This window comes from Pseudomonas sp. LTR0 (assembly GCF_036630035.1).
GTDB classification, from domain to species: domain Bacteria; phylum Pseudomonadota; class Gammaproteobacteria; order Pseudomonadales; family Pseudomonadaceae; genus Aquipseudomonas; species Aquipseudomonas putida_Y.
In genome coordinates this window covers 1,415,751-1,431,052 of the sequence record NZ_CP123734.1, presented here as the reverse complement: position 1 = coordinate 1,431,052, position 15,302 = coordinate 1,415,751, and the positions used below count along the sequence as shown (strand labels likewise).

General features: G+C 63.5%; 14 protein-coding genes. 6 read left to right on the top strand and 8 right to left on the bottom strand.

Annotation, left to right across the window (positions count from 1 at the left end):
* Nucleotides 1-61 precede the first annotated feature (61 nt).
* A complete protein-coding gene (locus QCL51_RS06660) occupies nt 62-3,082 on the bottom strand; it encodes an FAD-binding and (Fe-S)-binding domain-containing protein (RefSeq protein WP_084851175.1) in 3,021 nt (1,006 codons plus the stop codon).
* Between the two features lie 152 nt (nt 3,083-3,234).
* Between QCL51_RS06660 and QCL51_RS06655 the strand changes: the two genes are divergently transcribed.
* Entirely contained in the window at nt 3,235-4,119 is an 885-nt protein-coding gene (locus QCL51_RS06655) for a LysR substrate-binding domain-containing protein (protein ID WP_021783450.1), read from the top strand.
* Nucleotides 4,120-4,257: 138 nt separating this feature from the next.
* Here QCL51_RS06655 and QCL51_RS06650 read toward each other — a convergent pair whose 3' ends face one another.
* The 6 genes from QCL51_RS06650 to QCL51_RS06625 all read right to left on the bottom strand — a co-directional run bounded on the left by QCL51_RS06650 (nt 4,258) and on the right by QCL51_RS06625 (nt 10,757).
* Nucleotides 4,258-5,676, bottom strand: a complete 1,419-nt coding sequence (locus QCL51_RS06650; RefSeq protein WP_162149594.1) for an amino acid permease — start codon at nt 5,674-5,676, stop codon at nt 4,258-4,260.
* 639 nt (nt 5,677-6,315) lie between these two features.
* Nucleotides 6,316-7,383 (bottom strand): 23S rRNA pseudouridine(2605) synthase RluB, encoded by a 1,068-nt coding sequence (gene rluB / locus QCL51_RS06645; RefSeq protein WP_103469921.1) that lies wholly within the window; start codon nt 7,381-7,383, stop codon nt 6,316-6,318.
* A gap of 265 nt (nt 7,384-7,648) precedes the next feature.
* Nucleotides 7,649-8,416, bottom strand: a complete 768-nt coding sequence (gene scpB, locus QCL51_RS06640; protein WP_021783446.1) for an SMC-Scp complex subunit ScpB — start codon at nt 8,414-8,416, stop codon at nt 7,649-7,651.
* Nucleotides 8,403-9,143: a ScpA family protein gene (locus QCL51_RS06635; protein ID WP_162149596.1), complete on the bottom strand. Its 741-nt coding sequence runs from the start codon at nt 9,141-9,143 to the stop codon at nt 8,403-8,405. The genes scpB and QCL51_RS06635 overlap by 14 nt, the downstream gene beginning before the upstream one ends.
* Before the next feature lie 110 nt (nt 9,144-9,253).
* Entirely contained in the window at nt 9,254-9,883 is a 630-nt protein-coding gene (locus tag QCL51_RS06630) for an L-threonylcarbamoyladenylate synthase (RefSeq protein WP_033730170.1), read from the bottom strand.
* A 13-nt stretch (nt 9,884-9,896) separates the two neighbouring features.
* The gene (locus QCL51_RS06625; RefSeq protein ID WP_021783443.1) at nt 9,897-10,757 is read right to left on the bottom strand and encodes a PHP domain-containing protein; all 861 of its coding nucleotides are present in this window, start codon (nt 10,755-10,757) and stop codon (nt 9,897-9,899) included.
* Between the two features lie 67 nt (nt 10,758-10,824).
* On the opposite strand from QCL51_RS06625, the gene QCL51_RS06620 reads away from it, so the two are divergent.
* The 5 genes from QCL51_RS06620 (at nt 10,825) to QCL51_RS06600 (ending at nt 14,515) form a co-directional block, all read left to right on the top strand.
* The gene (locus QCL51_RS06620; RefSeq protein WP_021783442.1) at nt 10,825-11,418 is read left to right on the top strand and encodes a septation protein A; all 594 of its coding nucleotides are present in this window, start codon (nt 10,825-10,827) and stop codon (nt 11,416-11,418) included.
* A 1-nt stretch (nt 11,419) separates the two neighbouring features.
* Nucleotides 11,420-11,719: a YciI family protein gene (locus QCL51_RS06615; protein ID WP_338444647.1), complete on the top strand. Its 300-nt coding sequence runs from the start codon at nt 11,420-11,422 to the stop codon at nt 11,717-11,719.
* 143 nt (nt 11,720-11,862) lie between these two features.
* Entirely contained in the window at nt 11,863-12,540 is a 678-nt protein-coding gene (locus QCL51_RS06610) for a response regulator transcription factor (RefSeq protein WP_021783440.1), read from the top strand.
* Between the two features lie 159 nt (nt 12,541-12,699).
* Nucleotides 12,700-13,116, top strand: a complete 417-nt coding sequence (locus tag QCL51_RS06605) for an LTXXQ domain protein (protein ID WP_319298161.1) — start codon at nt 12,700-12,702, stop codon at nt 13,114-13,116.
* 58 nt (nt 13,117-13,174) lie between these two features.
* Nucleotides 13,175-14,515, top strand: a complete 1,341-nt coding sequence (locus QCL51_RS06600) for a HAMP domain-containing sensor histidine kinase (protein ID WP_319298160.1) — start codon at nt 13,175-13,177, stop codon at nt 14,513-14,515.
* A gap of 129 nt (nt 14,516-14,644) precedes the next feature.
* On the opposite strand, the gene QCL51_RS06595 is transcribed toward QCL51_RS06600, so the two are convergent.
* Nucleotides 14,645-15,202 carry a nitroreductase family protein gene (locus QCL51_RS06595; RefSeq protein ID WP_021783437.1) on the bottom strand — a complete coding sequence of 186 codons (558 nt, stop codon included), beginning with the start codon at nt 15,200-15,202 and terminating at the stop codon, nt 14,645-14,647.
* Nucleotides 15,203-15,302 lie beyond the last annotated feature (100 nt).

Here is a 15,302-nt window from a genome sequence, read left to right as displayed (position 1 = left end):
CCTGGTTTGCACGATCCCCGTACCGCGAAGGGCTGCAAAGCAGCCCCCAAGGCCCTGAAACTTAGCGCTGAGCGTACTGCAACACCACCTCAAGCGGGTGACGCATCTTCCGCTCGGTCATGCGCTTGACCTGGCTACGGCACGAGTAACCGGTCGCCAGCGGCTCCCCTTCCTTGTCCAGTTTGGTCGCCCAGCTCTGCTCGAATATGACCCGAGAGGTTTCCTGGTTGCGGGCTTCGTGCCCGTAGGTACCGGACATACCGCAGCAACCCGTGGCCTCGGTCACCAGCTTCAGCCCCAGACGGGCGAACACCTGCTCCCACTGCCGGGTGCTGGCCGGCACGTTGGTCTTCTCGGTGCAGTGCGCCATCAGGCGGAAACTGCCCGGTGCGGTCGGCGCCTGCTCGGGCAGCACATCCATCAGCCATTCCTGCGGCAGCAGCACCTGCGGGCAACCCTCCAGGCCTGGCACCTTCCGGTACTCCTGGCGATACACCAGCGTCATCGCTGGGTCCAGCCCCACCAGCGGCACGCCGCAATCGGCCAGGGCCTTGAGCTGCGTGGCGTTGCGGATCGCTGCCTTGGCAAATGCGCCAAGGAAACCCTGTACGTGCAACGGCTTGCCGTTGGCGCTGTACGGTGCCAGGAATACCCGGTGGCCCAGCCGGTGGGCAAGGTCTATGAAGGCCGACAGCAGCGGCGTTTCGAAGTAGCGGGTGAAGGCGTCCTGCACCAGCACGATGCTGCGCTCGCGCTGGGCCGGGGTCAGCTCGCGCAGGGCCGGCACCGTGGCCATGCCAACGCGGCAACGGGTCAGGGTAGCCTGGAAGTTGAAGCGGCTGATCAGCGGGCTGTCGACCATGCCCACCTTGTCGGCCAGCAGTTGGCTCACCCACTTCGAGCCCATCACCGCGTTGTACAGCCCCGGTGCGTGCGCCAGGTAGGGGATGGTGAACTCGAGCGAGCCGATCAGGTAGTCACGCAGCGGGCGCTGGTAGCGGCCGTGGTACAGCTCGAGGAAGCGCGAGCGGAAGTCCGGCACATTGACCTTGATCGGGCACTGCCCGGCGCACGACTTGCACGCCAGGCAGCCGGCCATGGCGTCGTACACTTCATGGGAGAAGTCTTCCTGGCCCTGGTTGCGCGCGCGGTTGTTGCGCAGACGCGCCGGCAGGCCCTTGAGCCACGACACCTTGTTGCGCGCCGCAGCCAGCACATCAATGTTCGCCTCGCCCTGCAGGCGCAGCCACTCGCGCATTAGCGAGGCGCGGCCCTTGGGCGAATGCTGGCGTTCGCGGGTAGCCTTCCACGACGGGCACATGGCGTCGTTGGGGTCATAGTTGTAACAGGCGCCATTGCCGTTGCAGTGCACGGCGCTGGGGAAGTCCTGCCAAACGCGCTCGTCAATGGTACGGTCAAGGTCGCCGCGCAGGGTCACACCATCGACCGGGGTCAGGCCCTCGGCGCTGCCCGGCGGTGTGCAGATCTTGCCCGGGTTGAGCTGGTTGTGCGGGTCAAAGGCGCCCTTCAGGCGCTGCAAGGCCGGATACAGCTCGCCGAAGTACTCGGGCACGTATTCCGAGCGCAGGCCTTTGCCGTGCTCACCCCACAACAGGCCGCCATAACGCTTGGTCAGCGCGGCAACGGCGTCGGAAATCGGCTTGACCAGCGCAGCCTGCGCCGGGTCCTTCATGTCCAGTGCCGGGCGCACATGCAGCACGCCGGCATCGACGTGGCCAAACATGCCATAGGCCAGGCCGTAGCCATCGAGCAGTGCGCGGAAATCGGCGATGTAGTCGGCCAATTGCTCTGGCGGTACCGCGGTGTCTTCCACGAACGGCTGCGGGCGCACTTCGCCTTCGACGTTACCCAGCAGGCCCACCGAGCGCTTGCGCATGGTATAGACACGGGTGACTGCCTCGGCGCCTTCGGCCAAGGTGTGGCCCAGGCGCTCGACGCTGGTGTCGCTTTGCAGGTGCTGGATGAACGCCTGCACCTTGGCGTTGACCTCGGCCGGTTCGTCGCCGCAGAACTCCACCAGGTTGATGCCCAGCGTGGGGCGCTCGGGGTCCGCCGGGAAGTACTCGGCAACGCTGTGCCAGACGATGTCTTTCATCGCCAGCATCAGCACCTTGGAGTCGACCGTCTCGATCGACAGCGGCTTGTGCGCCATCAGCGCATTGGCATCGCGCAGCGCATCCATGAAGCTGGTGTAGCGTACGTTGACCAGCACCGCATACTTGGGAATCGGCAGCACGTTGAGCTTGGCTTCGACCACGTAGCCCAGCGAGCCCTCGGCGCCGCACAGCACGCTGTTGAGGTTGAAGCGGCCCTGCTCGTCGCGCAGGTGCGCCAGGTCGTAGCCGGTCAGGCAACGGTTGAGCTTGGGGAAGGTGGTTTCAATCAGTTCGGCCTGGGTTTCCTGAATTTCCCGGGCCATGCGGTACACCTCACCGACCCGGCCCGGCGCGGCGCAGGCCTGCTCCAGCGCGGCATCGTCGATCGGCAGGCTGTGCAGGCGTTCGCCACCGAGCAGCACGCTGTGCAGCTCCAGCACGTGGTCGCGGGTTTTGCCGTAGGTGCAGCTGCCCTGGCCACTGGCATCCGTGTTGATCATGCCGCCGACCGTGGCGCGGTTGGAGGTGGACAGCTCAGGGGCGAAGAACAGCCCGTGCGGCTTGAGCGCAGCATTGAGCTGGTCCTTGACCGTACCGGCCTGTACCCGCACCCAGCGCTCTTGCACGTTGATTTCGAGAATGTTGTTCATGTGCCGCGACAGGTCGACGACGATACCGTCGGTCAGCGACTGGCCGTTGGTGCCGGTGCCACCACCGCGCGGGGTCAGCTTGACCTGCTGGAAGCGCGGCTCGCCCATCAGCGTGGCGACCCGTGCCACATCGTCGGCATCCAGCGGGAATACCGCCGCCTGCGGCAAACGCTGGTAGATCGAGTTGTCGGTGGCCAGTACCGTGCGGGTTGCGTAGTCGGCACTGATCTGACCACGGAAGCCGCTGTTGCGCAGGGCTTCGAGGAATTCGGGGTAATTGGCGCTCGGTGCAACGGTGGACAGCTGGGCGATCATCGAAGGATGGCCTCTTGATATTGGCTAGATCACGGGATACCTGTCGCTCCAGCATGGGTTCAAGCATGCAGGGATGACGTATAGGCCAATGTTCCTGTAGTTTCGCGTCAGGGGCAAACGGATAATCCTGCCGCTATCAATGACTTTTATGAATGAATTACCGCCACCTGACCCCATCCATGTCACTGCTGCTGGCTTTCGAGGCCGCCGCCCGGCATGAAAGCTACACCCGCGCCGCCGCCGAACTGTCGCTGACCCAAAGCGCGGTCAGCCGCCAGGTACAGGCCCTGGAGCAGCAGTTGGGCCTGACACTGTTCCGTCGCGAGGGGCGCCAGGTGCAACTGACCGATGTCGGCCGCCTGTACCAGCGCGAGCTCAGCGAGGCACTGGGGCGCATCCGCAGCGCTACCTTGCAGGCACTGGCCTATCAATCGGGGGTGGGCACCTTGCGCCTGGCTACCCTGCCAACATTCGGCTCGAAATGGCTGTTGCCGAGGCTGCATGCGTTCTACAGCGCTCACCCGGGCATGCTGGTGCACATTCATTCACGCATTGAAACCATCAACTTCGACACCAGCGAAATCGATGCCGCCATCGGTGTGGCCAGCCACGACCTGCCGGGGCTTGTCTGCCATCGCCTGCATGCCGAAGAACTGGTAGTGATCTTGCCGCCAGAGGCCGGCGCCGACAGCCAGGGCTGGAGCCCGGCCAGGATCAGCGAAGAGGTGCTGCTGAATGTGGCCAACAACCCGCATGCGTGGGGCGAGTGGTTTTCCCATCATGGCTTGCCGCATCGTGCGATGCGGCTGGGGCCTAGCTTCGAGCTGACCTCGCACCTGATCCAGGCGGTACGTGCCGGGATCGGGATCGGGCTGGTGCCGCGCATATTGGTGGAGGAGGAACTGGCCAAGGGAGAGCTGTACAGCCCGGGCGTGGCGTTTGCCAGCCAGCGCAGTTACTACCTGATCTACCCGCCGAGGAATGAGGCGCTGCCGTCGTTGCGGGCATTCAGAGGCTGGTTGCTGGAGCAGATCTGATTTTTGGCGGGATCACCTGACTTGAGGGCAACGCTGTACCTGTAGGAGCGGGTTCACCCGCAAAAGGGCCCACACAGATAACAAAAAACCCGAAGCCAGTCACCTGACTCCGGGTTTTCACATACCGCCTATGGCGCCTTACTTGGCCACAGTCTCAACAGCACCGCCCGCATCAACCCGGCGACGCGACTTGACCATGTACACCACGAACATCGCAAGCAGCCACACCGGGATCGCATACACCGACACCTGGATGCCCGGGATCATCAGCATGATGCCGAGAATCAGCACCACGAAGGCCAGCACCACATAGTTGCCGTACGGGTACCACAGCGCCTTGAACAGGGGCTTCTGGCCGGTACGGTCAAGGTGCTGACGGAACTTCAGGTGCGAGTAGCTGATCATCGCCCAGTTGATGACCAGGGTGGCCACGACCAGCGACATCAGCAGTTCCAGCGCGTTTTGCGGCATCAGGTAGTTCAGCAGCACGGCAACGAGGGTCACGGCTGCCGACACCAGGATCGAACGCACTGGCACACCACGCTTGTCGACCTTGGCCAGCGCCGCCGGGGCATCGCCCTGCTCGGCCATACCCAGCAGCATGCGGGCGTTGCAGTAGGTGCCGCTGTTGTACACCGACAGCGCAGCAGTCAGCACCACGAAGTTCAGCAGGTTGGCAGCCACGTCACTGCCCAGCAGCGAGAACACTTGCACGAACGGGCTGCTGCCATAGCTGCCACCCGAGGCGTCGATGCTGGCGACCAGGGTGTCCCACGGGGTCAGCGACAGCAGTACCACCAGGGCACCGACATAGAAGATCAGGATGCGGTAGATGACCTGGTTGATCGCTTTGGGGATCACGGTCTTTGGCTTGTCGGCCTCGGCGGCGGTGAAGCCGAGCATTTCCAGGCCACCAAAGGAAAACATGATGAAAGCCAAGGCCATTACCAGCCCGCTGACACCATTGGGGAAGAAGCCGCCGTGTGACCACAGGTTGGCCACGGTGGCTTCAGGGCCGCCGCTGCCACTGGTCAGCAGGTAGGCACCCAGGCCGATCATGCTGACGATGGCGACCACCTTGATGATGGCGAACCAGAATTCGGCTTCACCGAAGAACTTCACGTTCATCAGGTTGATGGCGTTGATCAGCACGAAGAAGGCTGCCGCCGTGACCCAGGTGGGGATCTCCGGCCACCAGTAGTGGACATACTTGCCGACCGCCGAAAGCTCCGACATACCCACCAGGATATACAGCACCCAGCAGTTCCAGCCCGACAGGAAGCCGGCGAAACCACCCCAGTAGGTGTGGGCGAAATGGCTGAACGAGCCGGCCACCGGCTCTTCGACGATCATTTCACCCAGCTGGCGCATGATCATGAAGGCGATGAAGCCGCAGATGGCGTAGCCAAGGATCATCGACGGGCCGGCGGATTTCATCACGCCTGCCGAGCCGAGGAACAGGCCGGTACCAATCGCACCGCCGAGGGCGATCAACTGGATATGGCGGTTCTTCAGGCCCCGCTTTAGCTCGCCTGAATGCATGTTTTGTCCACTCATGAACGAAGTCACCTGCATTGTTTTTATCTGTGACGGAATCGGACCCACCGCGCTCGTGGCGCAGCGGAATGGGCAAGGTGGTTACCTTGGGTTTCTTGACCTCAGGTGCCGCCGGAGCGGGTCAACCAGGCGTGATCAAGAGTGCGCGGTACGCAAGAGAGTCACAGGTAAAACGCGGCGCACTGTATACCCCTGCAAACGCGCAGGCGTCAACGCGTTGCATCGTTTCCTCGGGGAAAAACGCAGCGTTCCTGTGGTACAGGCCTTCAAAGGCGGAGTGATCGGCGTACATGGCGCCTCCATTTGTTGTTTTGTCAGCCCGGCTCTGTGGGCGGGCTCGTGCACAAGGCAATGGCGGCTATAACACCGTGGGGACGGGGGTTTGGGCAAGGGTGGCTGGCGCCATGACGGCGGCTTTGGCACAGAGGCGCCGGCAAGGTTTGTTTACACGAACGGGCTTGATCTGAAACATGGACTGAAAACGGCCAGGCTCGTACAGATTTCTTTACAGGGCGGATCAAGAACTTGCCAGTCGTCCGAAAATTCTTTTTGTTCAATATCTTGGGCCGTTTGGCCACATTCCCGCAGGCATAAAAAAACCAGCCCGAAGGCTGGTTCCTTGATCACCACGCTGGCTTATCAGCCACGCGGCTTGCCGCGACCACGGCCTGCCGGCTTGTCACCCTCAGGCTTGCCCGCACGCTTGCGCATCTCGCTTGGGCGCTCAGCCACCGTGCTGCCACGGGTGGGTTTACGCGGGGCTTCTTCACGCGGCTGACGCGCCGGACGTTCGCCAGTCGCGGCACCTTCGTGGGCCGGGCGCAGGTTGCGCACGCGCTCACCACGGCCCAGCGGGCGGGTCGACTTGCGCTGCAGGCGCTCCATCTTGTCCTTGGCCTTGAGCTTCATGGCTGGCAGCGCAACCGGCTGCAGGCCTACTTCGGCGGCGAGGATGTCGATTTCGCCCTGGGTCATTTCGCGCCAGCGGCCCATCGGCAGGTCGGAATTGAGGAACACCGGGCCGAAACGCACACGCTTCAGGCGGCTGACCACCATGCCCTGGGATTCCCACAGGCGGCGCACCTCACGGTTACGACCTTCCATCACCACGCAGTGGTACCAGTGGTTGAAGCCTTCGCCACCCGGTGCCTTCTGGATATCGGTGAACTTGGCCGGGCCGTCTTCCAGCATTACGCCGGCTTTCAGGCGCTCGATCATCTCGTCATCGACCTCACCACGCACACGTACCGCGTACTCACGGTCCATCTCGTAGGACGGGTGCATCAGGCGGTTGGCCAACTCACCGTCAGTGGTGAACAACAGCAAGCCAGTGGTGTTGATGTCGAGGCGGCCGATGTTGATCCAGCGGCCTTCTTTTGGCCGTGGCAAACGGTCGAACACGGTCGGGCGCCCTTCCGGGTCGTCACGGGTGCAGATTTCGCCGTCGGGTTTGTTGTACATGATCACCCGGCGGGTGGCCTCGGCGGCCTCCTCGCGCTTGATCAGCTTGCCGTCCACGGCGATGGCGTCGTGCAGGTCGACGCGCTGGCCAAGGGTAGCCTCGACGCCGTTGACCTTGATGCGACCCTGGCTGATCCAGGCCTCGACATCACGCCGCGAGCCCACGCCAATGCGCGCCAGCACTTTCTGCAGCTTTTCGCCGGATGGCGGGGTGATTTCGGTTTCTTTCAGGTCTTGCTCACTCATCTGGGCACCTCCCGGTGTAGGAATGAAAACAGGGTTCTGGCGACGAACGCGCCAAAAGGCCGCGCATCATACGCGGTTCATCAGGGGAACGCACTGGAGGGTAGAGGGTTTTGTGGGGCTGGGCATGATTTTCTGCCCAATGGGCTTTGTGCTGGCCACCTCGCTGGCACGCCCGCCCCTGCAGGTACGCGCAACCTTCGGGACCTGTGATACCCCTGTGGGAGCGGGCGTGCCCGCGAAGAGGCCAGCACAGGCAACAGATCAATCAGGGCTGCGCCTTGATCTCCTCCTCCACCGGAGGCTCAGGCTCTTCTCCCCGCAAATCATCAAAATCGGTTTTCAAGCCGTCTTCCATGGCATCCAGCTCCACCAACAGGCTACGGAAGCTGGTCTCCTCTCTCGGCTCACCAACCTCCTCCTCCCCAAGGCTGGCATCCGCCAACGCCTGAAGGTGCGCAGGCACCGGCGCATCATCCGGGTCGAGTTGCGGCTCTGGTTCCATTTCGCGCAGCTCGGCCAAGGCCGGCAGGTCCTCAAGGCTCTTGAGGTTGAAATGATCGAGAAACGCCTTGGTGGTGGCGAACATCGCCGGCCGCCCGGGCACTTCGCGGTAGCCGACCACGCGAATCCACTCGCGCTCCATCATGGTCTTGATGATATTGCTGTTCACCGCAACGCCCCGCACATCCTCGATTTCACCACGGGTGATCGGCTGGCGGTAGGCAATCAGGGCTAGTGTCTCAAGCAGCGCTCGCGAATAGCGCTGCGGGCGCTCTTCCCACAGGCGCCCGACCCAAGGGGCATAATCCTCGCGAATCTGCAGGCGATAGCCGCTGGCCACCTCCTTGAGCTCGAAGGCACGGCCATCGCACGACTTGCCCAGCACCTCCAGGGCCCGCTTGAACACCTTGGGCTCAGGGCGCTCGGCCTCCTCGAACAGCTCGTACAGGCGCTCCAGGGATTGCGGCTTGCCCGAAGCGAGCAAGAAGGCTTCGATCAGCGACGCCAGGTCGCGGGGTTCATTCAGGTTCATCGGGTTCTTCAACTGGCGCCGGGCGAAGCCGCACGTGAATGGCGGCGAAAGGTTCATTCTGCACAAGTTCGATCAGCGATTCCTTCACTAGCTCGAGAATGGCCATGAAGGTCACCACCACACCGAGCTTGCCCTCCTCGGCAGCAAACAGCGCGATGAACGGCACAAAGGCACCGCCCTTGAGGCGCTCCAGCACCTGGCTCATGCGCTCGCGGGTGGACAAGGTCTCACGGGTGATCTGATGGCTTTCGAACAGGTCGTTGCGGCGCATCACCTCGGCCATGGACACCAGCAGCTCTTCCAGGCTGACCTGAGGCAACAGCTTGCGTACCTTGGCCTGCGGCGCTTCCAGGCGCGGTACCACCACCTCGCGTCCGACCCGTGGCAATTCGTCGATGCCCTCGGCGGCGGCCTTGAAACGCTCGTACTCCTGCAGGCGGCGGATCAGCTCGGCGCGTGGGTCACCCTCCTCCTCCTCGACGTCGGCGGAGCGCGGCAGCAGCATGCGCGACTTGATCTCGGCCAGCATGGCAGCCATCACCAGGTATTCAGCGGCCAGCTCAAGGCGCACGCTTTTCATCAGTTCTACATAGCCCATGTACTGCCGGGTGATTTCGGCAACAGGGATGTCGAGGATGTCGATGTTCTGTTTGCGGATCAGGTACAGCAGCAAGTCCAGCGGGCCTTCGAAAGCTTCGAGGATGACTTCAAGGGCGTCCGGCGGAATGTACAGGTCCAGCGGCAGCTCGGTCAGGGCTTCGCCATAGACCAGCGCCAGCTGCAGTTGCCGAGGCTCCTCGGCCCGTTCGGCCGACGCCTCAAGCGCTTCCAGCTGGCTCACGCGTTGACCAGGAATGGCGTGGGGTCGCCACAACCTTCGCGGATCAGTTCCGGTTCCTCACCGGAGAGGTCGATGATGGTCGACGCCTTGAGGTCGCCGAACCCGCCATCGATCACCAGGTCGACATGGTGCTCCAGCCGTTCACGAATCTCGTAAGGGTCGGTCATCGGCTCGCTGTCGCCCGGCAGGATCAGGCTTACGCTCATCAGTGGCTCGCCCAACTCGGCCAGCAATGCAAGGGTGATGGCGTGGTCCGGCACACGCAGCCCGATGGTGCGACGCTTATCGTGCAACAGCAGGCGCGGCACTTCACGCGTACCGTTGAGGATGAAAGTGTAAGGCCCCGGCACATGCGCCTTCAGCAAGCGGAAGGTGCCGGTGTCGACCTTGGCATACAACCCCAGTTGCGACATGTCGCAGCACATCAGGGTGAAGTTGTGCGACTTGTCCAGCCCGCGCAGGCGCCGTACCCGCTCGATTGCCGACTTGTCGCCGATCTGGCAACCCAGCGCATAGGCCGAATCCGTCGGATACACCACCACGCCACCCTTGCGGATGATCTCGACGGCCTGTTTTATCAGGCGCGCTTGCGGGTTCTCCGGATGAATCTGGAAAAATTGGCTCACGTAGTCTTCCTGTTCATAGCGCCAAAGGCTGTTCATGGCTGAATCGACGCCACAAAGGTGGCAGATCCTCGGGCAAAGGCCGATAGGCACCGATCTCGCCCCAGGTGCCGGGGCCGTGGAAGTCACTGCCAGCGCTTGCCAGCAGGCCGAACTCACGGGCAAGGATGGACATGGTGCCCACTTGCTCGGCAGGCATCATCCCGTTGACCACTTCAAGCGCCTGCCCTCCTGCCTGAATATAGTCGGCAATCAGCCGCCTGCGCTTGCTGCGTGTCAGGTCGTAGTGCATGGGATGCGCCAGGCTCACCCAAGCGTTGGACTGCCTCAGCGTGGCAACGGTTTCGTCGAGCGTCGGCCAGTGCTGCTTGACGTCGCCCAGCTTGCCGGCGCCCAGCCACTTGCGAAACGCTTCGCCACGGTCCTTGACGTGCCCGGCACGCACCAGATACTCGGCAAAATGCGGTCGCGCCGGGGCGTTGCCGCTGTCACCCAGTTCGTGTTGCACGGCGCGCGCGCCTTCAAGCGTGCCGGGCATGCCCTTGGCCGCCAGCCGTTTGTCGATTTCTTCGGCGCGCAGCCAGCGGCCGTTGTGCAACGCTTGAATCGCCGCCAGCAACGGCGGTGCGTCGAGCGGGAAGTCATAGCCCAGCACATGGATGGTCGCGCCGCCCCACGTGCAAGACAGCTCCACCCCGCTGACCCAGCGCATCCCCAGGTCAGCGCAGGCCTGGCGCGCTTCGGCCAGGCCTTCGAGGGTGTCATGGTCGGTCAGTGCCAGCGCTTGCACCCCGTGCTCATGAGCCCGGGCAACCAGTACCGAAGGCGACAGGGCGCCGTCGGAGGCCGTGCTGTGACAGTGCAGATCAACATTCATAGAGGAGCGCTTTCGCTGGAATCGATGTTTGTTATTATGCCGTCACATCCCGATTCTGGCTGCCATTGTGAAACAATTCATCGATTTCATCCCGCTGCTGCTGTTCTTCATCGTCTACAAGCTCGACCCGCGCCCCATGGAAGTCGCCGGCCATCACTTCGATTTTGGCGGCATCTACAGCGCCACAGCCATGCTGATCGTCAGCTCGCTGGTCGTGTACGGTGCTCTGTTCCTGCGCCAGCGCAAGCTGGAAAAAGGCCAGTGGCTGACGTTGATCGCCTGCCTGGTGTTCGGTGGCCTGACCCTGACCTTCCACAGCGAAACCTTCCTCAAGTGGAAGGCCCCCGTCGTGAACTGGCTGTTCGCCCTGGGTTTTGCCGGCAGCCACTTCATCGGCGACCGGGTGTTGATCAAGCGCATCATGGGCCACGCCCTGACCCTGCCTGACGCCATCTGGGCGCGCCTGAACCTGGCCTGGATCGCTTTCTTCCTGTTCTGCGGCGCGGCCAACCTGTTCGTCGCCTTCACCTTCCAGGACTTCTGGGTGGACTTCAAGGTGTTCGGCAGCCTGGGCATGACCGTGATCTTCCTGGTGGCGCAAGGCGTGTACCTGTCGCGCCACCTGCACGATGACCCTTCTACCTCCAAACCCAAGGATTGACATGCTCTACGCCATTATCACCAGCGACGTCGCAAACTCCCTGGAAAAGCGCCTGGCTGCCCGCCCGGCGCACATCGACCGCCTGCAGCAGCTCAAGGCCGAAGGCCGCGTGGTGCTGGCCGGCCCGCACCCGGCAATCGACAGCAACGACCCGGGCGAAGCGGGTTTCAGCGGTAGCCTGATCGTTGCCGAGTTCGAGTCGCTGGCGGCGGCGCAGACCTGGGCCGATGCCGACCCGTACATCGCTGCCGGCGTATACGACAAGGTTGTGGTCAAGCCGTTCAAGCAAGTACTGCCCTGACCTGAGACGGCACGGCCCTCTTCGCGGGTAAACACGCGAAGAGGGCCGCGCGGTACCTGCAGTTATACTCAGGTCATCAGTCTGCGGTATCTTTGCCACTGGCGGGCCGAATCACCGCCGTCATTGGTTGAATTGAGTGAGTCATGAGCGAGCTGTTACTGATTGATGATGACCAGGAACTGTGCGAGCTGCTCGGCAGCTGGCTGACCCAGGAAGGGTTTTCCGTGCGTGCCTGCCACGATGGCCAGAGCGCACGCCAGGCCCTGGCTGAGCATGCCCCTGCTGCCGTGGTACTGGATGTGATGTTGCCCGACGGCAGTGGCCTGGAGCTTCTCAAGCAGCTGCGCAGCGAGCATGCCGAGCTGCCAGTGCTGATGCTGTCAGCCCGCGGCGAGCCGCTGGACCGCATTCTCGGCCTGGAGCTGGGCGCCGACGATTACCTGGCCAAACCCTGCGACCCGCGTGAGCTCACTGCCCGCCTGCGCGCGGTGCTGCGCCGCAGCCACCCCACCGCCACGACCAGCCAGATGGAGCTGGGTGACCTCGTCTACAGCCCTGCGCGCGGCGTGGTCAGCATCGATGGCCGCGAAATGACCCTGACCCTGTCCGAAAGCCGTGTTCTTGAGGCGCTGCTGCGTCAGCCCGGCGAGCCGCTGGACAAACAGGAGCTGGCGCAGATCGGCCTGGGCCGCAAACTGACCCTGTACGACCGCAGCCTGGACATGCATGTCAGCAACCTGCGCAAGAAGATCGGCCCACACGCCGATGGCCGGCCACGCATCGTGGCATTGCGTAGCCGTGGCTATTACTACTGCCTGTAAAACACCGGTGCCGCTGCGCGCTCCATTCGCGGCACAAGGCCCTACCTGCTCGGGCCAATCATCTTTACGTTGCCTTTACCCTCCCCTGACTGCGCTTGACGGTGATCTCCCTAGACTGTGCTCATCCGGTAATCACCGGCCTATGAAAGGAGAGACACCATGCGCAAGACCCTTATCGCCCTGATGTTCGCTGCCGCTCTGCCGACCGTGGCCATGGCCATGCCTGACGGCGGCCCGCGCCACGACGGCCCGCATCATCGCGGTGATGCGCCTTTCCACCAACTGGACCTGAGCCGCGAGCAGCGCCAGCAGATTGGCAAGCTGCTGGGCGAGCAGATGCAGCAACGCCGCGACATCACCGAGCGCTACCTGTCCAAGCTGCCGGCCGCCGACCAGAAGGCCATGAAGGACGAGCTGAAAGCCAGCCGCGACAAGACCGACAGCGCGGTGCGCAACCTGCTCAAGCCTGACCAGCAGAAGAAGTTCGATGAACTGCAAAAGGAACGCGCCGCCAAGAAAGCCGAGTGGCAGGAGTTCCAGGCCTGGAAAGCTGAAAAAGGCGCCAAGGCCCAGTAAGCTGTTCGCCCCCTGCCCGGTCCGCATCACTGCGGGCCGGGCTTTTCCCGTTTAGGAGGTGCACTTGCGTTCTCTGTTCTGGCGCATCCTGGCCAGTTTCTGGCTGGCCATCACCCTGGTCGCAGGCCTGTCGATCCTGCTGGGGCACATGCTCAACCAGGACGCCTGGATCCTCAGCCGCCACCCGGGCCTGAATACCCTGGCCAGCAAGTGGACCAAGCACTATGAGCAGGAAGGCCTGAAGGCGGCCCAGCACTTTCTGGAACGACGCAAGGACCGCTACAAGATCGACGTGCAGGTGCTCGACGATAGCGGTGAGGCCGTGGTGCCGGGTACCTTCCCACGCCGTGCGGCAGCCTTCGAAGCGCGCCAGCACAATGACCAGCGGCGCTTGCCATGGCGCCGGCTGACCGAGGAATACACCAGCCCCGACACCGGCGAAACCTACTTGCTGATCTATCGCATTCCCCACCCGGCGCTGGATGCCTGGCACCGTGAAAGCCTGCTGTGGCCTCTCAGCGCACTGGGCATTGCCTTGGTCGTGCTGACCCTGTTCAGCCTGCTGGTGACGCTGTCCATAACCCGTCCGTTAAGCCGCCTGCGCAGCGCCGTACACGACCTGGGCCAGACCACCTATCAGCAGAACAGCCTGGCACGGCTGGCAGCGCGGCGCGACGAGTTTGGCGTGCTGGCCAAGGACTTCAACAAGATGGGCGCACGCCTGCAAAGCACCATTGGCAGCCAGCGCCAACTGCTACGCGATGTGTCCCACGAACTGCGCTCGCCGCTGGCCAGGCTGCGTATCGCCCTGGCCCTGGCCGAACGCGCCGAGCCTGAGCAGCGACAAGCGCTGTGGCCACGCCTGACCCGCGAGTGCGACCGCCTCGAAGACCTGATCAGCGAAATCCTCGCCCTGGCCCGAGTGGATGCCGAACAGGCTCATGCCGAACCGGTCGACATCAATGCCTTGCTCGGCAGCGTGCGCAAGGACGCCCTGCTGAGCGCGCCGGAGCAGGACGTGCGCCTGGAGGCGCAGCCGGGGTTGAGCTTGCAGGGTTGGCCAACGCTGATAGAGCGGGCCGTGGACAACCTGCTGCGCAATGCCCTGCGCTTCAACCCGGTCGGCCAGCCGATCGAGGTCAGCGCCGCACGCGAGCAGGACCGCATCGTGATCAGCGTACGTGACCATGGGCCTGGGGCGGCAGCGGAGCACCTGACGCAACTGGGCGAGCCGTTCTTCCGCGCGCCGGGGCAGGCAGCGCCGGGGCATGGCCTGGGGCTGGCGATTGCGCGCAAGGCAGCGGAGCGCCACGGCGGTAGCCTGGTGCTGGAGAATCATCCACAGGGTGGGTTTGTGGCCAGGCTGGAGTTGCCCTTGGCTGAAGCGGCAGGCAGTTGATGGGTGTAACGGCGCCTGGCCTCTTCGCGGGTAAACCCGCTCCTACAGGGGATGTGGATGCTGTTGCAGGAGCGGGTATACCTGCGAAGAGGCCAGAAGCCTTGATACATGAATCAGCCCAAGGCAGCCCTACTCACCCCAGCCACTGACGAAATCGGCAGTTGCCAGCACCGGCGCCGTACGCGGCTCGGTCAGCGGCGTGCCGACATACAGGTAGCCAATCAGCTCCTCGTTCTCGGCCAACCCCAACCCCTTGTGCACATGGGCGTCGAAAGCCATGTCACCGGTACGCCACACCGCGCCGATCCCCTGCGCGTGCGCAGCAATCAGAATACCGTGCGCCGCACAGCCCGCCGCCAGGCGTTGCTCGGACTTGGGCACCTTGAAGTGGTCCTGCAACCTGGCCACCACCACGATCAACAATGGCGCCCGCAGCGGCATGGCACGGGCCTTGTCCAAGGCTGCCTGGCTGGCATCGCCCTTGTGCTGCAAGGCTTCGGCGAACAACTCGCCCAGCTTCTCGCGACCCTGGCCTTCGATGGTAAGAAAACGCCACGGCCGCAGCTGGCCGTGGTCCGGGGCGCGCAGGGCAGCCTGGAACAGCGCCTCGCGCTGGGCGGCATTGGGCGCCGGGTCGGTCAGGCGTGGCACGGAAACACGGTTGAGCAATGCGTCGAGAGCCTCCATCGGCTACCCTCCTGGCAGTTGAATGTGCGGCCATTCTAGCGTTTACATCACCAGACCCATAGGTAGAATGGCGCCCTTCCGTTTCGAGTCTGAGCAGATC

Excerpts from the sequence above, each read along its gene's own strand:
- QCL51_RS06660 (WP_084851175.1), bottom strand. The coding sequence starts at position 3,082 with ATGATCGCCCAGCTGTCCACCGTTGCACCGAGCGCCAATTACCCCGAA.
- QCL51_RS06655 (WP_021783450.1), top strand. The coding sequence starts at position 3,235 with ATGAATTACCGCCACCTGACCCCATCCATGTCACTGCTGCTGGCTTTC.
- QCL51_RS06650 (WP_162149594.1), bottom strand. The coding sequence starts at position 5,676 with ATGAGTGGACAAAACATGCATTCAGGCGAGCTAAAGCGGGGCCTGAAG.
- rluB (WP_103469921.1), bottom strand. The coding sequence starts at position 7,383 with ATGAGTGAGCAAGACCTGAAAGAAACCGAAATCACCCCGCCATCCGGC.
- scpB (WP_021783446.1), bottom strand. The coding sequence starts at position 8,416 with ATGAACCTGAATGAACCCCGCGACCTGGCGTCGCTGATCGAAGCCTTC.
- QCL51_RS06625 (WP_021783443.1), bottom strand. The coding sequence starts at position 10,757 with ATGAATGTTGATCTGCACTGTCACAGCACGGCCTCCGACGGCGCCCTG.
- QCL51_RS06615 (WP_338444647.1), top strand. The coding sequence starts at position 11,420 with ATGCTCTACGCCATTATCACCAGCGACGTCGCAAACTCCCTGGAAAAG.
- QCL51_RS06610 (WP_021783440.1), top strand. The coding sequence starts at position 11,863 with ATGAGCGAGCTGTTACTGATTGATGATGACCAGGAACTGTGCGAGCTG.
- QCL51_RS06605 (WP_319298161.1), top strand. The coding sequence starts at position 12,700 with ATGCGCAAGACCCTTATCGCCCTGATGTTCGCTGCCGCTCTGCCGACC.
- QCL51_RS06595 (WP_021783437.1), bottom strand. The coding sequence starts at position 15,202 with ATGGAGGCTCTCGACGCATTGCTCAACCGTGTTTCCGTGCCACGCCTG.